Origin of the sequence: Oceanobacter kriegii DSM 6294, assembly GCF_000422845.1 — a bacterium.
GTDB classification, from domain to species: domain Bacteria; phylum Pseudomonadota; class Gammaproteobacteria; order Pseudomonadales; family Oceanobacteraceae; genus Oceanobacter; species Oceanobacter kriegii.
In genome coordinates, this window is the sequence record NZ_KE383932.1 from 252,279 (window position 1) to 276,472 (window position 24,194).

Annotated in this window: 21 protein-coding genes; 18 read left to right on the forward strand and 3 right to left on the reverse strand. The window is 56.7% G+C overall.

What is annotated here, in order from left to right; all coding sequences use genetic code 11:
* Positions 1 to 80: 80 nt before the first annotated feature.
* Positions 81 to 413: a hypothetical protein gene (locus G516_RS0117695; protein ID WP_028294774.1), complete on the reverse strand. Its 333-nt coding sequence runs from the start codon at positions 411 to 413 to the stop codon at positions 81 to 83.
* A 173-nt stretch (positions 414 to 586) separates the two neighbouring features.
* Here G516_RS0117695 and ppc point away from each other — a divergent pair, with 173 nt between their 5' ends.
* The 5 genes from ppc (at position 587) to G516_RS0117720 (ending at position 6,938) form a co-directional block, all read left to right on the forward strand.
* A complete protein-coding gene (gene ppc / locus G516_RS0117700) occupies positions 587 to 3,226 on the forward strand; it encodes a phosphoenolpyruvate carboxylase (RefSeq protein WP_156879096.1) in 2,640 nt (879 codons plus the stop codon).
* Between the two features lie 463 nt (positions 3,227 to 3,689).
* Positions 3,690 to 4,343, forward strand: coding sequence for an adenylate kinase (gene adk / locus G516_RS0117705; RefSeq protein ID WP_028294776.1), 654 nt, complete (start codon positions 3,690 to 3,692; stop codon positions 4,341 to 4,343).
* Between the two features lie 143 nt (positions 4,344 to 4,486).
* A complete protein-coding gene (gene tsaB / locus G516_RS0117710; RefSeq protein ID WP_028294777.1) occupies positions 4,487 to 5,218 on the forward strand; it encodes a tRNA (adenosine(37)-N6)-threonylcarbamoyltransferase complex dimerization subunit type 1 TsaB in 732 nt (243 codons plus the stop codon).
* An 80-nt stretch (positions 5,219 to 5,298) separates the two neighbouring features.
* Entirely contained in the window at positions 5,299 to 6,096 is a 798-nt protein-coding gene (locus tag G516_RS0117715) for an undecaprenyl-diphosphate phosphatase (RefSeq protein ID WP_028294778.1), read from the forward strand.
* A gap of 35 nt (positions 6,097 to 6,131) precedes the next feature.
* Positions 6,132 to 6,938, forward strand: coding sequence for a class I SAM-dependent methyltransferase (locus tag G516_RS0117720; protein ID WP_028294779.1), 807 nt, complete (start codon positions 6,132 to 6,134; stop codon positions 6,936 to 6,938).
* A 71-nt stretch (positions 6,939 to 7,009) separates the two neighbouring features.
* Here G516_RS0117720 and plsB read toward each other — a convergent pair whose 3' ends face one another.
* A complete protein-coding gene (gene plsB, locus G516_RS0117725; RefSeq protein WP_028294780.1) occupies positions 7,010 to 9,457 on the reverse strand; it encodes a glycerol-3-phosphate 1-O-acyltransferase PlsB in 2,448 nt (815 codons plus the stop codon).
* A gap of 145 nt (positions 9,458 to 9,602) precedes the next feature.
* Positions 9,603 to 9,848, reverse strand: coding sequence for a SlyX family protein (locus G516_RS23170; RefSeq protein WP_036537261.1), 246 nt, complete (start codon positions 9,846 to 9,848; stop codon positions 9,603 to 9,605).
* A 143-nt stretch (positions 9,849 to 9,991) separates the two neighbouring features.
* Here G516_RS23170 and G516_RS25220 point away from each other — a divergent pair, with 143 nt between their 5' ends.
* The 13 genes from G516_RS25220 (at position 9,992) to G516_RS0117800 (ending at position 24,187) form a co-directional block, all read left to right on the forward strand.
* Positions 9,992 to 10,462, forward strand: a complete 471-nt coding sequence (locus tag G516_RS25220; protein WP_028294781.1) for a cold-shock protein — start codon at positions 9,992 to 9,994, stop codon at positions 10,460 to 10,462.
* 272 nt (positions 10,463 to 10,734) lie between these two features.
* The gene (gene flhA, locus G516_RS0117745; RefSeq protein ID WP_051219571.1) at positions 10,735 to 12,957 is read left to right on the forward strand and encodes a flagellar biosynthesis protein FlhA; all 2,223 of its coding nucleotides are present in this window, start codon (positions 10,735 to 10,737) and stop codon (positions 12,955 to 12,957) included.
* Between the two features lie 40 nt (positions 12,958 to 12,997).
* Positions 12,998 to 14,452 (forward strand): flagellar biosynthesis protein FlhF, encoded by a 1,455-nt coding sequence (gene flhF / locus G516_RS0117750; protein WP_028294783.1) that lies wholly within the window; start codon positions 12,998 to 13,000, stop codon positions 14,450 to 14,452.
* Positions 14,453 to 14,454: 2 nt separating this feature from the next.
* On the forward strand, positions 14,455 to 15,273 hold the full coding sequence (locus G516_RS0117755; RefSeq protein ID WP_028294784.1) for a MinD/ParA family protein: 819 nt from the start codon (positions 14,455 to 14,457) through the stop codon (positions 15,271 to 15,273).
* 20 nt (positions 15,274 to 15,293) lie between these two features.
* Complete coding sequence (locus G516_RS0117760) at positions 15,294 to 16,010, forward strand: RNA polymerase sigma factor FliA (protein WP_036537264.1); 717 nt, start codon at positions 15,294 to 15,296, stop codon at positions 16,008 to 16,010.
* Between the two features lie 304 nt (positions 16,011 to 16,314).
* Positions 16,315 to 16,689, forward strand: coding sequence for a chemotaxis response regulator CheY (gene cheY, locus G516_RS0117765; RefSeq protein ID WP_456090133.1), 375 nt, complete (start codon positions 16,315 to 16,317; stop codon positions 16,687 to 16,689).
* Positions 16,690 to 16,705: 16 nt separating this feature from the next.
* Entirely contained in the window at positions 16,706 to 17,482 is a 777-nt protein-coding gene (locus G516_RS0117770; RefSeq protein WP_036537266.1) for a protein phosphatase CheZ, read from the forward strand.
* Between the two features lie 12 nt (positions 17,483 to 17,494).
* Positions 17,495 to 19,795 carry a chemotaxis protein CheA gene (locus tag G516_RS0117775; protein WP_028294788.1) on the forward strand — a complete coding sequence of 767 codons (2,301 nt, stop codon included), beginning with the start codon at positions 17,495 to 17,497 and terminating at the stop codon, positions 19,793 to 19,795.
* Between the two features lie 94 nt (positions 19,796 to 19,889).
* Positions 19,890 to 21,062: a protein-glutamate methylesterase/protein-glutamine glutaminase gene (locus tag G516_RS0117780; RefSeq protein WP_028294789.1), complete on the forward strand. Its 1,173-nt coding sequence runs from the start codon at positions 19,890 to 19,892 to the stop codon at positions 21,060 to 21,062.
* 62 nt (positions 21,063 to 21,124) lie between these two features.
* The gene (locus tag G516_RS0117785) at positions 21,125 to 21,865 is read left to right on the forward strand and encodes a motility protein A (protein ID WP_028294790.1); all 741 of its coding nucleotides are present in this window, start codon (positions 21,125 to 21,127) and stop codon (positions 21,863 to 21,865) included.
* Positions 21,849 to 22,748, forward strand: coding sequence for a flagellar motor protein MotB (locus tag G516_RS0117790; RefSeq protein WP_028294791.1), 900 nt, complete (start codon positions 21,849 to 21,851; stop codon positions 22,746 to 22,748). The genes G516_RS0117785 and G516_RS0117790 overlap by 17 nt, the downstream gene beginning before the upstream one ends.
* 175 nt (positions 22,749 to 22,923) lie before the next feature.
* The gene (locus tag G516_RS0117795) at positions 22,924 to 23,706 is read left to right on the forward strand and encodes a ParA family protein (RefSeq protein ID WP_028294792.1); all 783 of its coding nucleotides are present in this window, start codon (positions 22,924 to 22,926) and stop codon (positions 23,704 to 23,706) included.
* A 1-nt stretch (position 23,707) separates the two neighbouring features.
* Positions 23,708 to 24,187 (forward strand): hypothetical protein, encoded by a 480-nt coding sequence (locus G516_RS0117800; protein ID WP_028294793.1) that lies wholly within the window; start codon positions 23,708 to 23,710, stop codon positions 24,185 to 24,187.
* Positions 24,188 to 24,194 lie beyond the last annotated feature (7 nt).

Below are 24,194 nucleotides of genomic sequence, written 5' to 3' on the forward strand. Positions count from 1 at the left end.
GTTTCCTGAAGCTACGCGCCTGGCTTACACCTGACACCCGACACCCGACACCCGACACCCGACACCCGACACCCGACATTTTAATGCTTGTCGGCGTTGATCTTCTGCAAGTGCTTGCGGGTTAACGCCAGAAATTCCGGCGTTGGCCCGACGTCTTCGTACATCGGAAACCCTTCCTCATCCTGAGCGATGACCTTGTCACCCTGAACATACGGAAAGCCACTGGCCAAATCATTCAGTGCGGCATGCACCAGGTCGCGCATCAGGCGTTCCTTGGTTAGTCCCGGAAACATCTCCAGCAGGGCTTCAACCCGCGCCGAATCCTTGTGATTAAGCTGTATCGGGTAGCTTTCGGCTGATATCTGCTCCCCATACTCGGCTTCCCAATGGTTGATCAATTCGCTGGCTTTCATCGTTTTCTCCTTTCACATCGCTCTTTTATTTTGGTATGAATGTTCGAAAACGTTCGGAAATTTTTTCAATCAAAGCCGTCAAGACTGGCAATCATGTCGTTGCGGCTGCTATCCATTTAAGTAGAGAAACAACATTCAGACAGTCATTTACGTCAGCTAGGGAGACACAGGCCATGAGCGAACTCGACCCGAGATTGCGTGACAAGGTACGTATGCTGGGCAATCTGCTGGGCAATACCATTCGTAACGGCGAAGGCGAAGCCATTCTGGACTGTATTGAAACCGTCCGGCAGCAGGCCAAACAGGCACGAACCGGCGACAGGGATCAGCGAGAGGTGTTGTTGAACACCCTGAAAAACCTGTCTGAAGACGAGCTGCTACCGGTGGTACGCGGTTTCAACCAGTTCCTTAACCTTGCCAACATTGCCGACCAGCAACATGGCACCAGCTGGCGTCGCTCTGACGCACTGAAATCCGACCTCGACACCATGTTCTCGAATTTGCTGGAGCGTTTGCAGCAGCACCAGACCGACATGGCCTCGCTGACTCAAAAAGTCGCCGACCTCAACATTGACCTGGTACTGACAGCACACCCCACTGAAGTAACCCGGCGTACCCTGATTCAGAAATACGATGCTGTGACCCGGGCCTTGCAGCAGCTCGATGACCTTAGCGAATCCCACCCCAAACGGGCGCAGATTGAGACCGAGCTGGCTCAGCTGGTGGAAGAAATCTGGCATACCAACGAAATCCGTAAAACCCGGCCAACCGCCGTTGATGAAGCCCGCTGGGGCTTTGCGGTGATCGAAAACTCTTTGTGGACGGCGATGCCGGACATGATGCGGGACCTCGATAAACACTTGCAGAATTACGGCGCCGAGGCGCTGCCGCTGGATGCCCGGCCGATTCGTTTTGCCTCGTGGATGGGCGGCGACCGTGATGGCAATCCGAATGTGACCGCCAAGGTGACTCGCGAAGTGTTGTATCTGGCTCGCTGGATGGCGGCCGACCTGTTCCTGCGTGATATCGATGCGTTGGGCAACCAGCTGTCGATGAGCTGCGCCTCGTCGGAGCTGAAACGCGCTTACCCGGAACAACCGGACGAACCGTATCGAGCCTGCATGCACGAATTGCGCAGCCGTCTGGAAGACACCCGCAACTGGGCCAATGCCCGCAGGCGGGGACAGGAATTTGAAGGTAATCCGCTGCTCGACGACGCCGAGCTGATGGAACCGCTGCAAATGTGTTATCGCAGCCTGATGGAGCAAGGGCTGGAGAGCATCGCCAAAGGGCAGTTGCTGGATACCATTCGTCGCGCCGCCTGTTTTGGCTTGACGCTGGTACGACTCGACATGCGACAGGAATCGTCCCGCCATGCCGGGGTGATGCAGGAAATTTGTGAATATTACGGCTGGGGTGACTACCGAAGCTGGCCAGAACAACAAAAGCAGGAGTTCCTGCTGCGTGAACTGTCGTCCCGCCGACCACTGGTGCCGAAGCACTGGTCGCCTTCGGCGGAGGTGCAGGAAGTGCTCGACAGCGTGGCAGTGCTGGCGACCGAAGCCGGTGCCGGGGTGTCGTGCTATATCATCTCCATGGCCAGTGAGCCGTCCGATATTCTGGCGGTCACCTTGCTGCTGCAAGACGCCGGTGTTCGCAATCACTTCCCGGTGGTGCCGTTGTTCGAAACCCTCGACGACTTGCAACAATCTGCCCCGCGGATGGAAAAACTCTGGCAGGTTGAATGGTATCGCCACTACTGCCAGCGCAAGCAACAGGTGATGATCGGCTATTCCGACTCGTCCAAGGATGCCGGTCAGCTGGCGGCCGTGTGGGCGCAGTATCAGGCTCAGGAAGCACTCACCGACATTGCTGAGCAAGCGGGCATTTCGCTGGTGCTGTTCCACGGCCGTGGTGGCACGGTTGGCCGTGGTGGCGGTCCGACCCACCGGGCGATTCTGGCGCAGCCGCCGGGGTCGGTGGCGGGTGGCTTGCGCGTGACAGAGCAGGGGGAAATGATCCGCTTCAAGTTTGGCCAGCCGGATATTGCTCGTCGTAACCTGAAGATTTATGTCTCGGCGGTGCTGGAAGCCAATCTGTTGCCGTCGGAAGCGCCCAAAGCCGAATGGCGTCAGCAAATGAGCGAGCTGGCAGAGCTTGGGGTTGCGTCTTACCGTGAGATGGTGAAAGACACGCCGGAGTTTGTCCGTTACTTCCGCAGTGCTACTCCGGAGTCCGAGCTGGGCAAGTTGGCTCTGGGCAGTCGCCCGGCGCGACGCAAAGCTGGTGGTGGCATTGAAACCTTACGGGCGATTCCGTGGATCTTCGCCTGGACCCAGATGCGGCTGATGCTGCCCGCCTGGCTTGGTGCCGACGATGCACTGGAACAATGTCAGCAAGACGGCAAGCTGGAGCAACTGAAAGGCATGTACCAACAGTGGCCGTTCTTCCGCACCTACGTTGATATGCTCGAAATGGTGGTCAGCAAGGCCGATCCGGCCATTGCCCAATATTACGAAGCGCGGCTGGTCGAGCCTGAATTGCAGGCGTTGGGTAGTCAGTTGCGGTTACGGCTGGGCAAGGTGAAAGGGCTGGTGTTGGCCATTAACGGACAGGACCAGCTGCTGGATAACCATCCGATTTTGCGGGATTCGATGACGGTACGGGACCCATACACAGACCCGCTGCATTACTTGCAGGCAGAGCTGCTGTACCGCGAGCGTCAGCATCCGGAGATCGTGCCGCAAGTGGTTGAAGAAGCGATCAAGGTCACCATGGCGGGCATTGCCGCGGGGATGCGAAATACCGGTTAACCTTTCCCGGAACCGGCTGAATAGTGAATATTCAATCGATGAATAAAGCGCCAGCCACTTGTGTGTCTGGCGCTTTTTTGTACGGGTGTTAGTCGTTTTCGGACCGGAATTGCGAATCAATTTGTATAAATCTCATACCATGACCGGCCGCTGGACCGAATTTCGACAGCTGCTTTATCGATTGCTCAAGTCACTGATTCTGAAAGACTAATTGTGTACATCTGGCGGTCTGGGTCATTGGTATCAAGAGGGAGTTAAGCCCTAATGGCGGTTCTGTGACGCCAATCAAGTCGCTATACCAAAGTCTTGCGACACTGAAGGCCGAATTCGGTCAGAATAAGTTGAGATTGGGGTCTGGCCAGAGTAAGGTAAGTTCTTTTTTTTGCCCTGGTTAAAAAATAATCAATAAGATTTGACCGAAGGGATTCAAGAAATTCCAAGCTAAAACAACGAGGGGAAACGCATGCGCGTAATTCTTTTGGGCGCGCCGGGTGCGGGTAAAGGCACTCAGGCTCAGTTCATTTGTGAAAAGTACGATATTCCACAAATCTCTACCGGCGATATGCTGCGTGCGGCAGTGAAAGCTGGCACCGAGCTGGGTTTGAAGGTGAAAGAAATCATGGAAACCGGTGGTCTGGTTTCTGATGAAATCATCATCGGTCTGGTAAAAGAGCGTATTCAACAAGACGACTGTGCCAATGGCTTCCTGCTGGATGGCTTCCCACGCACCATTCCACAGGCAGAAGCCATGCTGGAAGCCGGTGTGGATATCGACGCGGTGGTTGAAATCCACGTTGATGACGAAGAAATTGTTCAGCGTCTGAGCGGCCGTCGTGTACACCCAGGTTCCGGCCGTGTGTACCACGTGGTGTACAACCCGCCTAAAGCGGAAGGCAAGGACGACGAAACCGGTGAAGACCTGGTTCAGCGTGACGATGACCAGGAAGGCACTGTTCGCAAGCGTCTGGCTATCTACCACGAGCAAACCGAGCCGCTGGTTTCCTTCTACAAGGAACTGGAAGCCAAAGGTGGCGACAAGGCACCAAAATACAGCCACATCCCTGGCGTTGGCTCCCTGCAAGACATCACTGCTCGCGTTATGGAAGCACTGGGTTAATCCCGACGCTCCAGAACTGCAAAGAAGCGCCTTCGGGCGCTTTTTTTATGGCCGCTGTTTCTGCGCTGCCGTTGCTGTAATCGGCCATCGTCCAGTCCCGTCTTCATTGCTATACTGCGCGCTTTTCGCTTAGGGCAGTACGTATGGCCAACCTGTTGATTCTCGATGCATCTTCTTCCTTGTGTTCCGTGACCTTGCTGAACGGGGAGCAGCGCCATGATTTGTCCGAGACCCAACCCCGTCGTCATGCCCAGCGGTTGCTGCCAATGGTGGATGAAGTGCTGCAATTGGCCGGTTTGCCCAAGGCTGAGCTGGATGGCATTGCCTACGCTCGCGGCCCAGGCTCTTTTACGGGTATTCGTATTGCAGTGAGCGTGGTGCAGGGCATTGCCATGGGGCTGGATATTCCGGTGTACGGTTTCTCTACCCTGCAAATGCTGGCTCAGCAGAGTGCCGCCAGCCTGGGTGGTCAGCCGGACCGTATTGTCAGCATTCTGGATGCTCACATGGGCGAGGTGTTCTGGGGCGTGTATCAGCGTCAGGACAATGGCATCTGGGCCCTTGTGGGCGACGAGCACGTTGGAGCGCCGGACGTTTGCGCGGCGGCTCTTGCCGAGGCCTTTGGCTCTGAGCCTGAGTCCAACTGGTGTCTTGCTGGCAATGGCGTCAAATTGCTGCCAGAGAGCATGCCGCTACCGACTCAATGCGCACGGCTGGAAGACATAGAGCCTTTGTGTGGTTTTGCTACGGCACCGGTGCAGGCTGCCTGGCAGCAACAGCTGTTTGGTGAGCTGGACCAATACCCACCGGTTTACCTGCGGGATTCCGTTGCCTGGAAGAAACTCGACGAGCAGCCGAGCCTGCTGAAACGCTGAGTGACATAATTCCCTGATTGAATTCAGGATCTGTTTTGCCCGGCGGCTGATCGCCGGTTGTTCATTATCAAGGAGAGCCCGTGGGATTTTTTGAAACCTTTGTTCTGGCCATTGTGCAGGGCATTACCGAATTTTTGCCAATCTCGAGTTCAGCGCATCTGATTCTTCCCTCCCAGGTGTTAGGTTGGCAGGATCAGGGCTTGGCTTTTGATGTGGCGGTGCACTTTGGCACTTTGCTGGCGGTAGTTTGGTACTACCGGGCCGAATTGCAGCGCATGATTGCCGGGTTCTTTACCACTGGCTTTACCAAAACGCCCAACGCCGACGCCAAGCTGTCGTGGATGGTGGCACTGGCGACCGTGCCAGCGGTGATCTTTGGCCTGTTGGGCGAAAGCTTCATTGAAGAAAACCTCCGCTCCACCACTGTGATTGCGACCACGACCATCGTATTCGGTGTGATTCTGGGGCTGTCGGACCGCTTCAAATCCCATCGCAATGATCTCACCGAAATGACCATCGCGTTGGCATTGGCGATTGGCTTTGCTCAGGCTCTGGCGTTGATTCCGGGTACCTCTCGCTCGGGCATCACCATGACCGCGGCGTTGTTTTTGGGTTTCCACCGTCTGGATGCAGCGCGTTTCTCATTCCTGCTGTCGATCCCTCTGATTCTGGCGGCCAGTGGCCTGAAAACCATTGAACTGATCAGTGCCGACACTTTGGTCGACTGGGGTACTTTGCTGCTGGGCGTGGCCATTTCCGGCATCAGCGCCTGGGCGGGCATTCATTACTTCCTGCAGTTGGTCGATCGTGTCGGCATGTTGCCATTCGTGATCTATCGCCTGTTACTGGGTGCCGTGTTGTTCCTGTTCTTTGTGTAAAACCCTTGATGATGTGAGCGGACCGAAAACGCCTTATGCCTGAATTGATTTGTCTGAATGCCGACCTGCAACCTGCCGCCCGTCAGTGGTGTGAACAGTTCGGATTTACCTATGGCAGCAAGGCGTCGCTTCTTGAGCCAGGGTTCCATCTGGTGTTGGGCTTCGATGGACTGGCGTTGCAAGAAGGCGGCAAGAAAGGCAAAGCCCGGGTACAGGTCGACTTCACCGCTGGAGCAGCCGCCCATCGACGCAAGTTTGGTGGCGGCATGGGACAGGACATTGCCAAGGCCGTTGGCATCAGCAGTGGCTATAAACCGTCAGTGATTGATGCCACCGCCGGGCTTGGCCGTGACAGCTTTGTGCTGGCCACCCTTGGTTGTACGGTGCGAGCCCACGAGCGTCAGCCGGTGGTTGCAGCCTTGTTGCAGGATGGTTTGCAGCGAGCGGTGGATGACCCGGATGTGGGCGATATCATTGCCCGTATGTCGCTGAAATTCGGCTCCAGCCACGAATTGCTACAGCCGATCGACAACCCGGCGGATAAGCCCGATGTGGTGTATCTGGACCCGATGTTTGGTGAAGATGCCAAGGGCTCGGCGCAGGTGAAAAAGGACATGCAGGCGTTTCGTAGCTTGGTTGGTGCCGATATGGACGCCGATGAATTGCTCGATCATGCCCTTGGGGTGGCTCGCTGTCGTGTGGTGGTCAAGCGGGGCCGTAAGGCAGTGCCATTGGCCGACCGTGCTCCCAGCTATTCACTGACGGGCAAGTCGAATCGCTTTGATGTGTATGCACTCGCCAAAGTCGCTCCGTTCGCAAGCGAAGCGTTTGTCGATAGCTGAGCCTCTGGTGTTAACAGCGAGCTGAGTTAGAACAATCTACAACCTGCGTGTCTCGCAGGCTGGTCCTCCTGTTACAAGCTGCGCTGAATGGTATGGCGCACGCTGCCATCCAGTGCTTTCTCCAACTGCACAATCAAGAGTTCCAGGCCGCCAACAATGGCCAGCTTGCCGTCGTCGGATTCGGCCAGTACCTGCTGCTTCAGTAGCTGGTTAACCAGCGTACGGAACAGGCTCTTATCGAAAAACTCCGGCGCATTGAGGCCATGCAGCAGGCTGATACGCTGGGCAATCAGGGTGCTCTGTTGTTCCAGCCGTTCGGCGCTAAACACCTCGGAACCGTGATGGTTCAACAGTGCCAGTGTCAGGTAGTAACGTTCCAGTGTTGGCATCATCAGGTGAGCCATGGCCTCCAGCTCGTTGTAAGCCGAGTCACGGTCGTCGACGGCCTTGTAGATGCCGTCGTCGTGCTTCAGGTAGCCCGCCGAACACAACTGTTGCAGCCAGCCCAACACCTGATGTTCCAGTTCATCCTCTTGCCATGGCAAGAACAGTTCGGCCTTCAGGTACGGGAACAAGGCCCGCACGGATTCGTGAATCTGGCTGAACAGCATGCCCTGACGGTGGCTCAGCAAACAGCACAGGATGCCAGGCAGGGCCAACAAGTGCAGAACGTTGTTGCGATAGTAGGTGAGTGACACCGCCTGACGGTCGTCGGCGTGAATCAGATCGCCCATGTCGTGGCTCAAACGGCTGATGGTGCCGAGGGTTTCGGCGTGGTCAATCCAGTCTTCCGGTTGGCCTTCGCTGACGTGGGTCATCTGGCTGATGGGGACCGCTTCGATCATGGCAGACCATTGCTCCAGACGCTGGATCAAGGCGGTTTCCGGCATCGCCTCGCGGGGGCTGGCCAGCAAGGCCATGGCCACCAGGTTGATCGGGTTCACCGACGCTGCACGGTTGATTTCAGTGACAATGCGCTGGGCCAGTTGGTCGACCACGTCGCGTGCCCATTCCGGCCGGTATTCGCTGGCGGCATGATCCTGCTGACGCCACTCGGGCTGTCGCTGGTTAAGGAATTCGGTCAGGTACACCGGGTCGCCAAAGGTCACGTGCACCTTGCCAAAGTTACGACGGAAGGATTTCAGGGTGCCGACAACGCCCAGCAAACTTTCCTTGCGCTTTTTGGCGCCTTTCAGCTCTTTCTGATAGCTGTTGGCTTCAAATACTTTTTCATAGCCGACATACACCGGCATAAACAGAATCGGTTTGCGGCTGTCGCGCAAATAGCTGCGCAGGGTCATGGCCAGCATGCCGGCTTTCGGTTGCAATGTCCGGCCGGTACGGCTGCGGCCACCTTCAACGAAATATTCGGCCGAATAACCACGGGTGAAAATGGTGTGCAGGTATTCGTCGAACACGGCGGCATAGAGTGGGTTGTCGCGGAACGAGCGACGAATAAAGAAAGCACCGCCACGGCGTAAAATTGGCCCCACTACTGGAATATTGAGGTTAATGCCTGCGGCAATTTGCGGCAGCTGCAAGCCACTGTGGTACAGCACATACGACAACAGCAGGTAATCAATGTGGCTGCGATGGCAGGGCACATAAATCACTTCGTTGTCGCGGGCGGCGGTTTTCAGTTGTTCGATGTTGTGGATTTTGACGCCGTCATAGAGGGTGTTCCAAACCCAGCTTAACAGCACATCCAGAAAGCGTACGGTGGTGTAGGAGATGTTGGAGGCGATCTCGTCAGCGTATTTGAGGGCTTTCTTGCGCGCTCGTGGTGGCGACATGCCGTTGTTATCGACGGCGTTGTCGATGGCTTTCTTCACCAGCGGACGGTTGGGGATCTGGCTGATCAGGGTGCGGCGGTGCGACAGGTCCGGGCCAATAACGGTTTGGCCAACCACGCGGAAATGGGTGCGCAGCAACATACCGGTTTTACGCGCCAGCTGGGCCGGGGTGGTGGTGTTCTTTACCAGTCGCTTCATCGACACCGGCCGACTGAAATGCACGAAGGTATTGCGGCCGTTAATCAGGATCGCCATCAAGGTGAACAGGCGACCACCGAGAGTACCGCTGTTCTGAATCCAGATACGCAGGAATGAGCCTTCTTTCTCCGGGCCGCGGCCCCAGAACACGCGTACGGGGACAATTTCGAGTTCCTGCTCCGGATGAGCAATTTGCCATTGGGCCAATTGCTGCAAGGCCTTGCTGGTGACCGGTTTGCCTTCCTTGCGGAACGGGCCGCCAGCACGGCGATAGACATGGAAAAAGGGTGTCAGGCCCGCTGCGGCGTAGCCTTTTTGCAGTGGCTGGGGCCACTCAAACTCGGCCACTTCGCGGTCAACCACCAGGGTTTCAGCCAGTGACGGGTATAAAAAGGCATACACCCGGATGGTGCCGTCGGGATTGCCCTGGGACTGCTGTGGGCCAATCAGTCGGGTTTTCAGAATCAGATACAGCGCCTTTTGTAGCCAGCGCAGCATGGTTTGTCGCGTTCTTGATAACCAGCTCATGTTGCCAAAGTGTCCGAATCAGGGTGAATGTTATGGGAGTGTGGAAAAAACCGATGTTGTTTTTATAGGTAATGATTTGGGGTATCGGTTGTCAGAACGATTTAAGCAGACTGCTGTGATGTATTCACGATAATCAATTCATTCATTAATAATGTGGTGGAGGCACATCATCGGATGGCGATTTTGACATGCCCTGGGACTGCATCAGTTGTTCCAGACGCTGATTCATCAGTTGCATGGCCTGGCGTGCCAGTTCAAAGTCACCGTTCAAACGCGAAACCTGCTGGTTCAGGGCGTCGATCAGCTCATCGGAATAGGCATTTCGCATTTCCAGTTCCTGGATTCGGTCCAGTGCTGATGCGAGTTGGGCGGAAAGATCGGTATCGCTCATTGTGTTTTTGGTCCTGCCTTTGCGTGGTTCGCTATCATATTGATTTTTTTGGAAATTTGGGATTACATTCAAAGAGTAAGGTTAGTTTGTCCTTACTGCGTGAATGATAAAAATATCGTTAGTCGTTATATACAGGTAGCAATATGGCAAAAAAAATAAGTTTGGCACTGCTGTGTGCCGTCATTGTACTGGTTGCGTTCTGGTTGTCATTTACTTCCCTGCTGGGTGATCTTGTACTGGCAGATGGTTCTTCTGTGGCAGATGCATTGCCACTGGCAATTCCGATGATTGTGTTCCTGGCCGGTTTGGCAGGGGGCCTGGTAGCCGTGTTTATGGCGGGTGGGGATTCTGAACCACGTCGTCGTCAGCGCAGCTCTGGCACCATGGTTGAGGAAGACGTTGATGACGGCCGTGAGCGTGGTGTCGTCAAGTGGTTCAACGTAAAAAAAGGCTTCGGCTTTATTACCTGGGATGAAGGTGAAGACGTGTTCGTACACTTCCGCTCCATCCGTGGCCAGGGCCATCGCTCCCTGACCGAAGGCCAGCGTGTGAAGTTCACTGTGGTTCGCGGTGACAAAGGCCCGCAAGCCGAGGATGTATCCGCGGTGCGTTAATACCGCAGTTTGGTATTTTCCTGAAGAAAGCGGCTCCGGCCGCTTTTTTTGTCGCTGGCGTTTGGTGTTTGATTATTGTTCGCCAGACGCCAGACGCCAGACGCCAGACGCCAGACGCCAGACGCCAGACGCCAGACGCCAGACACCAGACACCCGACACCCGACACCCGACACCCGACACCCGACACCCGACACCCGACACCCGACACCCGATTTTCTGGCCCGGTTAGTGCAACACCCTCCATAGATTCAATTTTCTGACGGGTAGGGTTATGGCGACGGCCGCGTCTCAGGTGTTTTCCCAAATCAAGCAAGGCAGCTCGTTGCTGCTGAAAGGCAACCTCAGCATTCCCATGATGGTGGTGGTGCTGCTGGGCATGATGACCCTGCCGTTGCCACCGCTGCTGTTGGATACCTTTTTTACCTTCAACATTGCGCTGTCGATCGTGGTGTTGCTGGTCAGCGTATATGCCAGAAAGCCGCTCGATTTCGCCATTTTTCCGACGATTCTGTTGGTTGCTACCTTGCTACGTCTGGCCCTGAACGTGGCGTCTACCCGTGTGGTACTGATGAATGGCCACGAGGGTGGAGATTCCGCCGGTAAGGTAATCGAGGCCTTTGGTGAAGTGCTGATCGGCGGTAACTATGCCGTCGGTCTGGTGGTCTTTATGATTCTGATGATCATCAACTTTGTGGTGGTCACCAAGGGCGCCGGCCGGGTATCCGAAGTGAGTGCCCGCTTCACCCTCGATGCCATGCCCGGCAAGCAAATGGCAATTGATGCCGATTTGAACGCCGGTCTGATTGATGCTGACCAAGCGCGCACTCGCCGTGCTGAAGTGGCCGGTGAAGCTGACTTCTACGGTGCCATGGACGGTGCCAGTAAATTCGTTAAAGGCGATGCCGTCGCCGGTATTCTGATTCTGTTGATCAACGTGATCGGCGGTTTTGCCATTGGTATGGGACAGCATAACCTGGGCTTTGGCGACGCCGTCGAGGTCTACACCCTGTTGGCCATCGGTGATGGTCTGGTGGCGCAAATTCCGTCGCTGCTGCTGTCGGTGGCCACCGCCATTATGGTGACGCGCAACGGCAATGATGAAGATATGGGCACTCAGGTGGTTGGCCAGATGTTCTCGTCGGCCAAGGCGCTCGGCGTCGCTGCGGGTTTGATGTTCCTGATGGGCGTTATCCCCGGTATGCCTCATGCGGTGTTTCTTGGGGCGGCGCTGGTCGCTGGTGTATTGGCCTACGCCATTCGTTACAGCAAGGACGGCGGTCAGCTGGGTGATGCGGTGGTCAAACGCTTCGGCGGCAAACCCAAGCAAGATCCCAAGGCGTTGCCATCGGCTGCTGGTGGCAAGGGCGGTGCTCTGGAGGCTCCGAAGCAGAAAGCGGAGCAGGCGATCAAGCAAATGGAGGTCAAGGAGCTGGGCTGGGACGACGTTGAACCGGTTGACCGGGTTGGGCTGGAAGTCGGCTACCGCTTGATTCCACTGGTCGACAAACACCAGAACGGTCAGCTGCTTAGCCGCATTAAAGGCGTTCGCCGCAAGCTCTCGCAAGACCTCGGTTTTCTGATGCCATCGGTGCATATCCGCGACAACCTCGACCTGCTGCCGAATCAATACCGCATCACTCTGATGGGCGTCACCCTGGCGGAAGCGGAAATTCATCCGGAACGTGAAATGGCGATCAACCCCGGTGAGGTGTTCGGTAAAATTGACGGCATCGCTGGCAAGGACCCGGCGTTCGGGATGGACGCCTTCTGGATTGAAGCCAGCCAAAAAGACCGCGCCCAGACCCTTGGCTACACCGTGGTAGATGCCAGCACCGTGGTGGCGACTCATCTGAATCAGAAACTCTACCGTCACTCCCACGAGCTGCTGGGCCATGAAGACGTTCAGAAGCTGGTGGACATGCTGGCCGACAAGTCGCCGAAGTTGGCCGAAGAACTTGTGCCCAACAAGGTGAACGTCAGCCAGCTGCTGGGCGTACTGCAAAGCCTGCTGAAAGAACACGTGCCGATCCGCGACATGCGATCCATCGCCGAATCTTTGGCGAACTCACCGGCAAACAGTCAAGATCCTGCCGCTTTGATGGCCGCTGCCCGCATGGGCTTGCGTCGCCTGATCGTCCAGAACATCTACGGCCATGCGGATGAGCTGCCGGTTATCACCCTTGATCCAGGGTTGGAACAGTTATTGCTGAAGTCCTATCAACAGTCATTGCAACAGGCCCAGCAGACCGGTGGGCAAGCAGGATTGGTTCTGGAACCGGCGATGGCCGAGACACTGCAAAAGTCGCTCACCGAAGCGGTCCAGAATCAGGAAATGGCAGGTCATCCGGCAGTGCTGCTGGTAACCGCCCAGATCCGTACAGCGATGGCGCAATTTGTACGTAACTCACTGGAACAGCTGCACGTGTTGTCGTATCAGGAAATACCCGACACCAAGAGCATCACCATCTCGGCAGCAGTGGGTGGCAAACGATAATTGATGGCAGGGCGTGCCCAGCGGAAATAGAGACGTTCTTATGAAAGTAAAACGCTTCATTGGACCCAACATGCAACAGGCGCTGCGCATTGTTTCCCGTGAACTGGGAGACGACGCCGTCATCCTGTCGACCAAGAAAGTTGCCGAAGGCTTTGAAGTGGTGGCGGCACTGGATTACCAGAGCGACAACCAGAAGAGCCCCAGCGAAGTGAACCGTCAGCTGGAGCTGCAAAAAGAACTCGAACGTGCCCGCGCCTTGCAGAAAGACCGTCAGCAGGCCATTGCCCGCGGTGAAACCCCGGCGCCGGTCGATCTTGAGCGCGACATTCGTTTCGACAGCGGTCATCGCAATGCGGCGATGTCACCGCTGGCAGGCTATGAACGTCCGGCGGTCGACATTGCCGCAGAGCCAGCCTCCATACCGACGTCAAAACCAGCTTCTGCGGCACGGTCAGACATGGCTAACGGAATGTCTGCTGGAGTGGCTGCTGGAATGACGTCAGGTGCTGGCATCGACAGCGAAGCCTACGGCGACATGCTGGAACGTATGAAAGGCGAACTCAGCGACCTGAAAAACTGGATGGTCAGCCACGGCGGTAGCGCCTGGGATACCGGTCGTCCGATGACCTGGCAGCAGAGTCAGCTATGGCAGCGTTGCCAGGACATGGGGCTGGAACCAGTCTGGTCGGATCGCATCGTTACCTCCATTGAAGACCACGAGAATCTCGAACAAGGCTGGAAGCAGGTGCTGCAACAAATGGCCTCTGACGTACCCATTGCCAAGGCCGGCAGCCTCGACAAAGGCGGAATTTTTGCACTGGTTGGTCCTACGGGGGCGGGTAAAACCACCACCATTGGCAAGCTGGCCGCCCGCTTTGTGATTCACCACGGCGCTGATTCGGTGGCGCTGGTGAGCATGGACAGTTACCGCGTTGCCGCCCAGGACCAGCTGCGCAGTGTGGCACGGATTCTGGGCGTGCAATTGCACACCGCAGCGCCAGGGGACGACCTGTTGGCGATGGTGGAACAGCTGTACAGCAAGGAACGGAAAAAGCTGGTGCTGGTGGATACCGCCGGTCTGGCCAGCCAGGACCCGTCGTTTCCCGTGCAATTGTCTATGCTGAAGAAAGCCTGCAACCGTCAGGGCAAGGGCCCTCGACTGCGTTGCCTGCTGACACTGCCATTGACCAGTCAGGGACGTTGTTTGCAAGAAAATTACGAGCATTACAAAGATGCCGGCCTGGCCGGCTGCATTTTCACCAAGCTGGACGAATGCTTCAGCCTCGGTCCTGCCATGAGCATTGCGGCATTGACCCGCACGCCGGTAGTGATGGTGGCTGATGGTCCACATATCCCGGACGACCTGCATTACCCCGACGCGGGCAAGCTGGTCAAACTATCCGAGCAAATGGCGCGGATGGCACGTACACGCTGGCAAGCGACCGTATCCGGTCGTTTTGGTCAGCAATCCGGTTCACAACACGGAGTTCAGTAGTTATGGCACATCCAGTTCAGGTAATCGCAGTAACTGGCGGCAAGGGCGGGGTTGGCAAAAGCAACCTCTCGGTCAATCTGGCCATCGGCCTGGCTGAACTCGGCCGTCGGGTGGTGGTGCTGGATGCCGATTTGGGCCTTGCCAACATCGACATTCTGCTGGGGATCAGCTCCTCCAAAACCATCGAAAATGTGCTGGCAGGGGAGTGTGACCTGCGCGACATCATGGTTCGCGGGCCGGGCGGCATTCGCATTGTGCCGGCGGCGTCGGGAACCCAGAAGCTGTCGCAGCTGAACACCATGGAGCACGCGGGCCTGATTCAGGCATTCAGCGAGCTGGCTGACGACATCGACGTATTGATCGTGGACACCGCTGCGGGGATTTCCGACACCGTTATCAGCTTCGTCTGTGCCGCTCAGGAGGTGCTGATGGTAGTGACCGACGAGCCGACGTCCATTACCGATGCCTACGCCCAGATCAAACTGCTGAACCGGGACTACGACATGTTCCGATTCCGCATCGTTGCCAACATGGTGCGCACCCCACAAGACGGCCACGCTCTGTTTGGCAAGCTCACCAAGGTGACGGACCGCTTCCTCGACGTTGCCCTGCAATACGTTGGCGCGGTGCCGCAAGACGACGCCGTCAAACGCGCAGTGCAGCGGCAGAAAGCCGTGGTCGAAGCCTATCCGCGTTCGCGAGCTGCAACGGCATTCAGGGCGCTGGCTAAAAAAGTGGATGCCTGGCCGCTGCCGGCTACCCCACGGGGTCACCTGGAATTTTTTGTTGATCGACTGGTGCAGCAACAGATCGGAGCCTGACAGTGAATCACACGAGTTGTATGGCCTATGCCGCAGTAGAAAAGAACAGCGTCGACGAGCGCGTTCGGGAGCATGCCACGCTGGTAAAACGCATTGCCCATCATTTGATGGGGCGATTACCCGACTCGGTGCAACTGAACGACCTGATTCAGGCGGGCATGATTGGCCTGCTGGAAGCTGCTCGTAAATACGATGGTGACAAGGGCGCCAGCTTTGAAACCTACGCTGGTATCCGCATTCGAGGCGCCATGTTGGACGAAATGCGGCGCGGTGACTGGGCTCCCCGCTCGGTGCACCGCAATACCCGCCGGATCAGCGACGCCATTCACGAAATCGAAAGTGAAAAAGGCCGTGACGCTGAAGACAGCGAAGTGGCTGAACGGTTGGGCATGAGTACCGATGAATACCATGGGGTACTGCGCGACAGCGCCAGCTGTCGGCTGTTCAGTTACGAAGAAATGCTGGAAAACAACGACAGCGCCGTCGATGCCATGATGGACGATGACAACGACGACCCCTCTCATGGGGTTGAGCGAGGGGCGTTTCAGCGCCAACTGGCCGACGCCATCAAGGAATTGCCGGAACGCGAGCAGTTGGTGCTGGCGTTGTACTACGACGAAGAATTGAACCTCAAGGAGATTGGCGCGGTGCTGGGCGTCAGTGAAAGCCGGGTGTGCCAGATACACAGCCAGGCGGCCCACCGACTGCGCTCCCGTCTTGGCGGCTGGCTCGACTAGCCAGTCTCCGGCCTTATACCGAATCAGGGCTACTGAGCTTTGCTATGGCTCTGTCTATAGCTCTTTATAGCTCACTATAGCCCCTGTCCTATCCCTTCCAACTGCCGATGCATGGGCTGATTTACAGCCCTGCGCGCAGAAAAAAGCCCAATTGATTCAACTTGTTGAAAACTGTTACCGAGTTTCTGGATAACCGCCAGAGTGGGTCTACACTTCCTTTAAAGCCCTTACGCCAAGGCGTGTTCGGGTAGCAAGTACGGCTTGTGAGTGAAGTCGATAATTGGAGGTCGTTTTGGACAAGAACATGAAAATTCTCATCGTTGATGATTTCTCTACGATGAGACGCATCGTTAAGAATCTGCTGCGGGATTTGGGATTTACCAATACCTCTGAAGCGGATGATGGCTCAACCGCCTTGCCGATGCTGCAGCAGGGCGACTTCGATTTTCTGGTCACCGACTGGAACATGCCTGGCATGACCGGTATCGAGCTGTTACAGAAAGTTCGGGCAGACGAACGCTTGCGAAGCCTGCCGGTGCTGATGGTAACGGCCGAGGCCAAGCGAGAACAGATCGTCGCAGCGGCGCAGGCCGGTGTGAACGGTTATGTAGTGAAACCTTTCACTGCGGCGGTGCTGAAAGAAAAGATTGAAAAGATCTTTGAGCGTGTTGAAGGCTAACCCAGGGATGTAAACCATGTCTGAAAGCAATCAGCCTGTTATCGCTCAGGCCACCAGTGAGGAAATGAAGACTCTGGCCCAGAACATGGTCGAGAGTATCGAGCGCGGGGAACTGACCCACGCCGTATCACTGGTCAGCCAATTGAACGATGTTCGTGACAAAACATTGTACGAAGAGATCGGCCGTCTGACGCGGGCGCTGCACGAGTCGATCAAAAACCTCAATATCGAAACCGTAGGCGCTGGCTCGGAGATTGAAAAAGCCACCGACAAGCTCTCCTACGTGATCGAAATGACCGACAAGTCGGCCAACCGCACTATGGACCTGGTGGACGAAGGCATTCCGTTGGCTTCCGAAATGAACGAGCGCGCAGCAGAGCTGGGTGAGCAGTGGCAAAAGTTTCTTAACAAGGAACTCAAGCCCACCGAATTTCGGGCGTTAACCAAGGATATACAAGACTTTTTGGCCCAAAGCGAAAGTCAGTCCCGGCAAATAAAGAATCAGTTTAACGAGATTCTGCTGGCACAGGACTTTCAGGATTTGACCGGCCAGGTGATTCAGAAAGTCGGCACGCTGGTGCGTGACGTCGAATCCCAGCTGGTGAACCTGGTGGTGATGGCAGGCACTGTGGATAAGATCACGGGCATACAACACCATGGGCTGGATGCAGAACCCGAGGCCGAGCCGGATTCACCGATCAAGGCAGAAGGTCCTCAGATTGATACAAGCGTAGATGGCGTGGTCGCCAGTCAGGATGACGTTGATGACCTGTTATCCAGTTTGGGTTTCTAAAGGAGCAGGTAGATGAGCTTCGATGCTGATGAAGAGATTCTTCAGGATTTTCTGGTAGAGGCAGGCGAGATTCTTGAGCTGTTGTCCGAGCAGTTGGTTGAGCTGGAACAACGCCCTGATGACAACGATTTGCTGAACGCCATTTTCCGTGGATTCCACACCGTCAAGGGTGGTGCAGGCTTCCTGCAACTGACCCCTCTGGTGGACTGCTGTCACGCTGCTGAAAACGTGTTCGACACCTTGCGTAACGGCTTGCGGGGTGTGAACTCCGACCTGATGGACGTGGTGTTGCAGGCGCTTGACTCGGTCAACGACATGTTCGACAACGTTCGCTCCGGCGTGATGCCTGAGCCCGCTGACCCGGAATTGATTCATCAGCTGCACAAGTTGGCCGAGCCACAAACCGCCGACGAGCTGGAACCCTTGCCAGAGCAACCACCAGAGCCTGCGGCAGAAGCCCCGGCTGCTCCTGTGGAAGCGGCTGTCTCTGAGGGTGGTCAGACGGAGGCTGCTCAGGCAGACGCAGGTGCCCCTGATGCCGATATCACTGACGACGAGTTCGAGCAGTTGTTGTCGGCGTTGGATGAAGACGGTACCGGTCAGGCTCCGGCACCTGAAGCGGCTCCGGCAGCGGCGGCAGACGACGATTTGTTCGATATGCCAGGCGCCAGCGCCAGCGGTGACGATGAAATTACCGAAGACGAATTTGAAGCCCTGCTGGATCAGATTCACGGCAAAGGCAAGCACGGCGCTGCAGCACCGGCTGCTGAAAGCGCTCCGGCACCGGCTGCGCCAGAACCAGCTGCCGCGCCAAGCGGGGGCGGTGACGACCTGATTACCGACTCTGAATTTGAAGAGTTGCTGGACCGTTTGCACGGCAAAGGCAAACACAGCTTTGCGAATGGGGACGAAGCGGCTGCACCTGCAGCGCCTGAACCAACGCCAGAGCCTCCTGCTGCTCCAGTGGCTGCACCACCACCGGCTGCACCTGTTTCCGAAAGCAAGCCGGCGCCGGAAAGCAAGCCTGCTGCCCCGGCAGCCAAACCCGCGGCACCGGCTGCCGCCGGCGGAGGCGCCGCTGGAGGCAAGCCGCCCGCAGCGCGAGCACCTGCCAAAAACGACAAGGACGCGGGCGGGGAAGCCACCGTGCGTGTGGATACCAAGCGTCTTGACGACATCATGAACATGGTCGGTGAGCTGGTACTGGTACGTAACCGATTGGTACGTCTGGGCCTCAACAGCTCCGACGAGTCGATGTCGAAAGCGGTGGCCAACCTCGATGTGGTTACCGGTGATCTGCAAACATCCGTGATGAAAACCCGGATGCAGCCGATCAAGAAAGTATTTGGTCGTTTCCCTCGAGTGGTACGGGATCTGGCCCGCCAGTTGAAGAAAGAAATCAACCTTGAGCTGCGCGGTGAAGAAACCGACCTGGATAAAAACCTGGTTGAGGCACTGGCTGACCCACTGGTTCACCTTGTGCGTAACTCGGTTGACCACGGGGTTGAGACACCGTCTGAACGTGAAGAGTCCGGCAAGCCACGGGTAGGCCATGTGGTGCTGTCAGCGCAACAGGAAGGTGACCATATCCTGCTGCAAATTCAGGATGACGGTAAAGGGATGGACGCCAACCTGCTGCGCCGCAAGGCGGTTGAGAAAGGTTTGATGGATCAGGATGCCGCCGACCGCTTGACTGATCAGGAATGCTTTAACCTGATCTTTGCACCGGGATTCTCCACCAAGGAACAAATCTCCGATGTGTCGGGCCGTGGTGTGGGCATGGACGTGGTGAAAACCAAGATCGCCCAGCTCAATGGCACCATCAAGATTGATTCAGAACCCGGTGTGGGCACCAACATTGTGATCAAGGTACCGCTGACGCTGGCGATCATGCCAACGCTGATGGTGATGCTGGAAGATCAGGCGTTTGCCTTCCCGCTGGTGAGTGTGAATGAAATCTTCCACCTCGATCTGACCCAGACCAACATTGTTGATGGTCAGGAAGTGGTGGTGGTGCGTGAACGGCCAATACCGTTGTTCCACCTCAAACGTTGGCTGGTGCCAACCAAGTCCAGCAAAAACGACACCAGCGGCCACGTGGTAGTGGTGTCGGTTGGCACCAAGAGTGTGGGCTTTGTGGTTGACCAATTGGTTGGCCAGGAAGAGGTGGTGATCAAACCGCTGGGCAAAATGCTGCAAGGCACTGCCGGTATGGCGGGTGCCACCATCACAGGTGATGGCCGCATTGCTCTGATTCTGGATATTCCTAGCATGTTGAATCACTACGGTGCCCGACAGGCCAGCGCGGCCTGATCAGGCAGGGCCAGCGAACAACGACTGGCCCAGAGGTAATGCACATTTGAAATGGATGTCCTGACGGCGTCAGGTCTAGAAGAGTTACCACTATATGGCTATCAAGGTACTGGTTGTCGACGACTCGGGTTTTTTCCGTCGCCGGGTGTCCGACATCATTAATGCAGATCCTCGAATGAAAGTGGTGGGTGAGGCTTGCAACGGTCGCGAAGCGATTGAGCAGAACGACGCCTTGCAGCCAGACGTCATCACCATGGACTACGAGATGCCGGTGATGGATGGCATCACCGCGCTGCGTAATATCATGATGCGCCGTCCGGTGCCGGTGTTAATGTTCTCATCGTTAACGTTCGAGGATGCCCGCGTAACGCTGGATGCCCTCGATGCTGGGGCACTGGACTACCTGCCCAAAAACTTTGACGCGGTGGCCAAAGGCACCGCAGAAATGCGTCGTACCCTGACCGACAAAATCGTGGCGGTTGCAGCCAGCCGCTTGGGCCGTAAAGACAGTGCGCCGAAAGGCGATGCGCCGTCAGCAGCGCCGTCAGCAGCGGCGTCTGCTCCGGCAAGTGCACCGCAATCGGCGGCTCCGGCTGCCAGTCAGCAGAACATTCCCAAAGTGGATGCTGGCACGGTCAAATCCACTCAAACCCAGCAAGCTGCTCCGGCAGCGCCTCGCAAACCACCGGCGCAGCTCAAGGGCATCGAGCTGGTGCTGATTGGCACCTCGACCGGCGGCCCCGCGGCCTTGCAAAGTGTATTCAAGGGGCTGGCTCCCAACTTCCGAACTCCAATCATTATTGTTCAGCACATGCCGGCGTCGTTTACCAAAGCCTTCGCCGAGCGTTTGAACAGCCTCAGTTCCATGACGGTGAAAGAAGCCGTCGATGGCGACAAGATTATTCCGGGCCATGTTTACGTGGCTCCGGGTGGCATGCAGCTGATGATCGAAAATCGCGGCCAGCCGGCCATTCGCATCCGCGAAAGCGACGACCGCATTAACTATCGCCCCAGTGTCGATATTGCCTTTGCCGCAGCTGCCAAATACTTCGGCAGCAAGGCGTTGGGTTTGGTACTGACCGGCATGGGCGCGGATGGCAAGGAAGGGGCGCGATTGATGAAAGCCGCGGGGGCTCATATCTGGGCGCAGGACGAAGCCAGCAGTGTGATCTACGGCATGCCGATGGCGGTTACCAAAGCCGGTTATGCCGACGACATTGTGTCACTGAAAGACATCGGTCCACGGCTGTCGACAGACCTGCTCTGACCTACCGCACAGCCGCAGCCAGGCAAGGCCGTCAACGATAGCCAACGGCAAAGGAGCGCTTTATGGGATATTGGCGATTACCACTGCTGCTGTTGGCTCCGGTACTGATTATTGCCATGTTTGCCAAAGAAGGCGGCGTGGTGTCCCTGCTGTGGGACCCGATGGCAATGATTGTGGTGGTACCGGGCAGCTTGTTGGCCACCTTTATTCCCGCTCCGGTGGATGCTATCCGCCACCTTCGACACGCCTTGCTGCACTTGCCAGCAGATCACCATTACGCCATGGAACAACTCGCCAGTCGCCTGATAGAGTGGGGCAATACCCGTCGCCGTAAAGGCAACCCCGGTTTGGAAACCCTGCTGCACGCCGAGCAAGATGGCTTTTGCCAGCGTGCCCTGCAGCTGATGGTGGATGGCCATCCGCCTGCTGATATTCGTCAGGCGTTGGAGAACGAGTTGTTGTATCGCCAATCCCGCGACCAGCAAGCGCTGGCGCTGTTGGGTAACTTGGCCGGTTACTTGCCCACCCTGGGCATCGTTGGCGCGGTATTGGGTCTGATTCAGGTGCTGTCGGGTATCAGTAATCCGGACACTCTGGCGCAAGGCATTGCCACCGCCTTTGTGGCCACCTTCTACGGGGTGGCGTTATCCAATCTTGTGGTGCTGCCATTGCAGCAATATGCCCAGCACCGGCTTGGGGTGCAGCAGCAGTTTTACTGGGCGTTGTTGCAAGGGGTCGATGACCTGCTGCACGGCTCCAACCCTGCCGCCATCGTGGATCGTATCCGTGTCTGGCATCAATAAACGTGCGACTGGTGTTCAAGCGCCCGTCAAACGACGCCGGGCGGCGCCTTCCATTGCCTCACCGGTAACACCGGACTCACAACGCTGGCTGCTGTCCTACGCCGACTTTATTACCTTGCTGTGTGCCTTTTTCATCATGCTGTACGCCATGAGTGAAGTGGACCGGCGTCAGGGCACCAATCTGTTGGTTGAGTTGCAAAACCGCATTAACAGTCTGGCGGAACTGCCCAACGGCATCGCCGAAGGGGAGGCTGAATCGATGGCGTTACAAAAACAGCCCATTGATGCAGCCGACCAGCCATACCGTGGTAATCAGCCGTTGCAGGTGGCGCAACGATACGTCGACAAGGTAGCTCAACTTTTTCCGGCCAGCGCCGATACAAAAGTCATGAAAGGTCCCGACTGGGTCAGTCTCAGTTTGGCCGGGGAATTCCTGTTTGATGACAGTGAGTACCTGCTATCGCCGCAAGCCAGGCAAGCCGTCGCCGAATTGGCGGCAGAAATTCGCCGCTGGCCCTACACCATCAGGGTTTATGGGCACACGGGAATTCGGCCCGACAGCGCTTATGACAGTAATTGGCAGTTATCGGCCATGCGAGCGGCGTCGGTTGCCGAGGCTTTGGCGGGCGGCGGTGTAGCACCACAACGACTGGAAGCCACCGGCATTGCGCACTACCACGGGCTGGCGACGGCTATCGATGATGAGCGGGTTGAGTGGCAAATGGATGCCTCTCTTCAACCGCAGCAGAACCGGGTTGATGTGGTGTTAAGCGTGGCTGCCAGCCCGACACCCTGGAATAGCCAGATACCTGTGAGTAGCTCTGAGCCTGAAAATACGCCGGGGTCTATCAATCCTGCAACGCCGGGGACGGCAGCCCCGTAACGGCGAAAAAGCGTGCTGGAACGGCTTTTGCTGTAACCGCTATAGAGCAACAGAACGAGCGATAAACGACTGAATTCCGACACCGGAGCCGTCGTCGTCGCGCAACAGAATGACAAGGCCGGGGTGGCGGTAACAAGACTGCCATTCGGCCCATGAACAACCCAGAGGTGAGCGCATGCGAGTCTGGTCAATTGCCAATCAGAAAGGTGGCGTTGGAAAAACAACCAGCGTGGTGACGTTGGGTGGACTGCTGGGAGCCGAAGGACATCGGGTGTTGCTGGTGGACCTTGATCCGCACGGCTCGTTGACCAGCTATTTCAAGCTCGACCCCGACAGCCTTGAACACAGTATGTATCAGCTGTTTTTCAACAATCAGTGCAAGAACCGCGAATACATTGGTCAGGTGATTCGGCCAACCACCATGCCGAATGTCGATCTTCTGCCTGCCGCTACTTCGCTGGCGACGCTGGAGCGTCAGGTCAGCGGTCAGGAAGGCATGGGACTGGTGTTATCACGGGCGCTGGCGCAAGTGTGGGAAGAATACGACTACGCCTTGCTGGATACGCCGCCGATTCTCGGTGTGCTGATGGTCAATGCGCTGGCAGCCTGTCAGCGACTGGTGATACCGACCCAGACCGAGCATCTGGCCATGAAAGGGCTGGAGCGCATGGTTCACACACTGAAGATGGTGATGCAGTCACAGAAGCGCCAACTGCCGTACACCATTGTGCCGACCTTGTTTGACCGCCGGACGTCGGCATCGGTCAGTACCCTGAAAGAAATGCGCCGCATCTATCGCGACAGCCTCGCAGAGGAGCCGATACCGGTCGATACCCGTTTACGAGACGCCAGCCAGCAAGGCGTATTTCCTCACCAGTTGGAAGAAGAAAGTCGAGGAGTGCGGGTGTACAAACACTTGCTGACCGCCTTGAACACTGACCTTGAGAAGGTGAGCTAGTATGGCCGACACGCTGTCGAAAACGGCGCTGTCACTCGGGCCTGCCTTGCCCGCGGACACACACGAGCCTGAACCGGTGGAGTCGCCCTCAAGCGTCGATGATGTAATCGTTGGCTACCTGGATGGTCTGCTGGGCACAGGGCCGGAAGAAACCGATTGGGATGGATTGCTGCAACAAGCCACCAGTCAGGCTGCGGCAGAGCCTGTTCAATCCGAGCAACGGACAGAACCTGAAAAAGAAACAGAATGCCAGCTCGCCACGGAAGAGAAGATTGTTTACCAGACGTCGCTGGCCAAAGGCATGGAATTGTTGCCAGTCGATGGTATGGGCGAAGCGCATCCGTCACGGCTGCCGCTGCAACTGCTCGACAGCTTGTTTCTGGTTCGCCGCCTTCCTGCTGGAACCCGCTTGCATGCCACGGTATTGGCCGCTTGCAGCTCGCTGAAACATCGTCTTGATCGGGTTGGGTACTCGAAGTGAGGGGTGG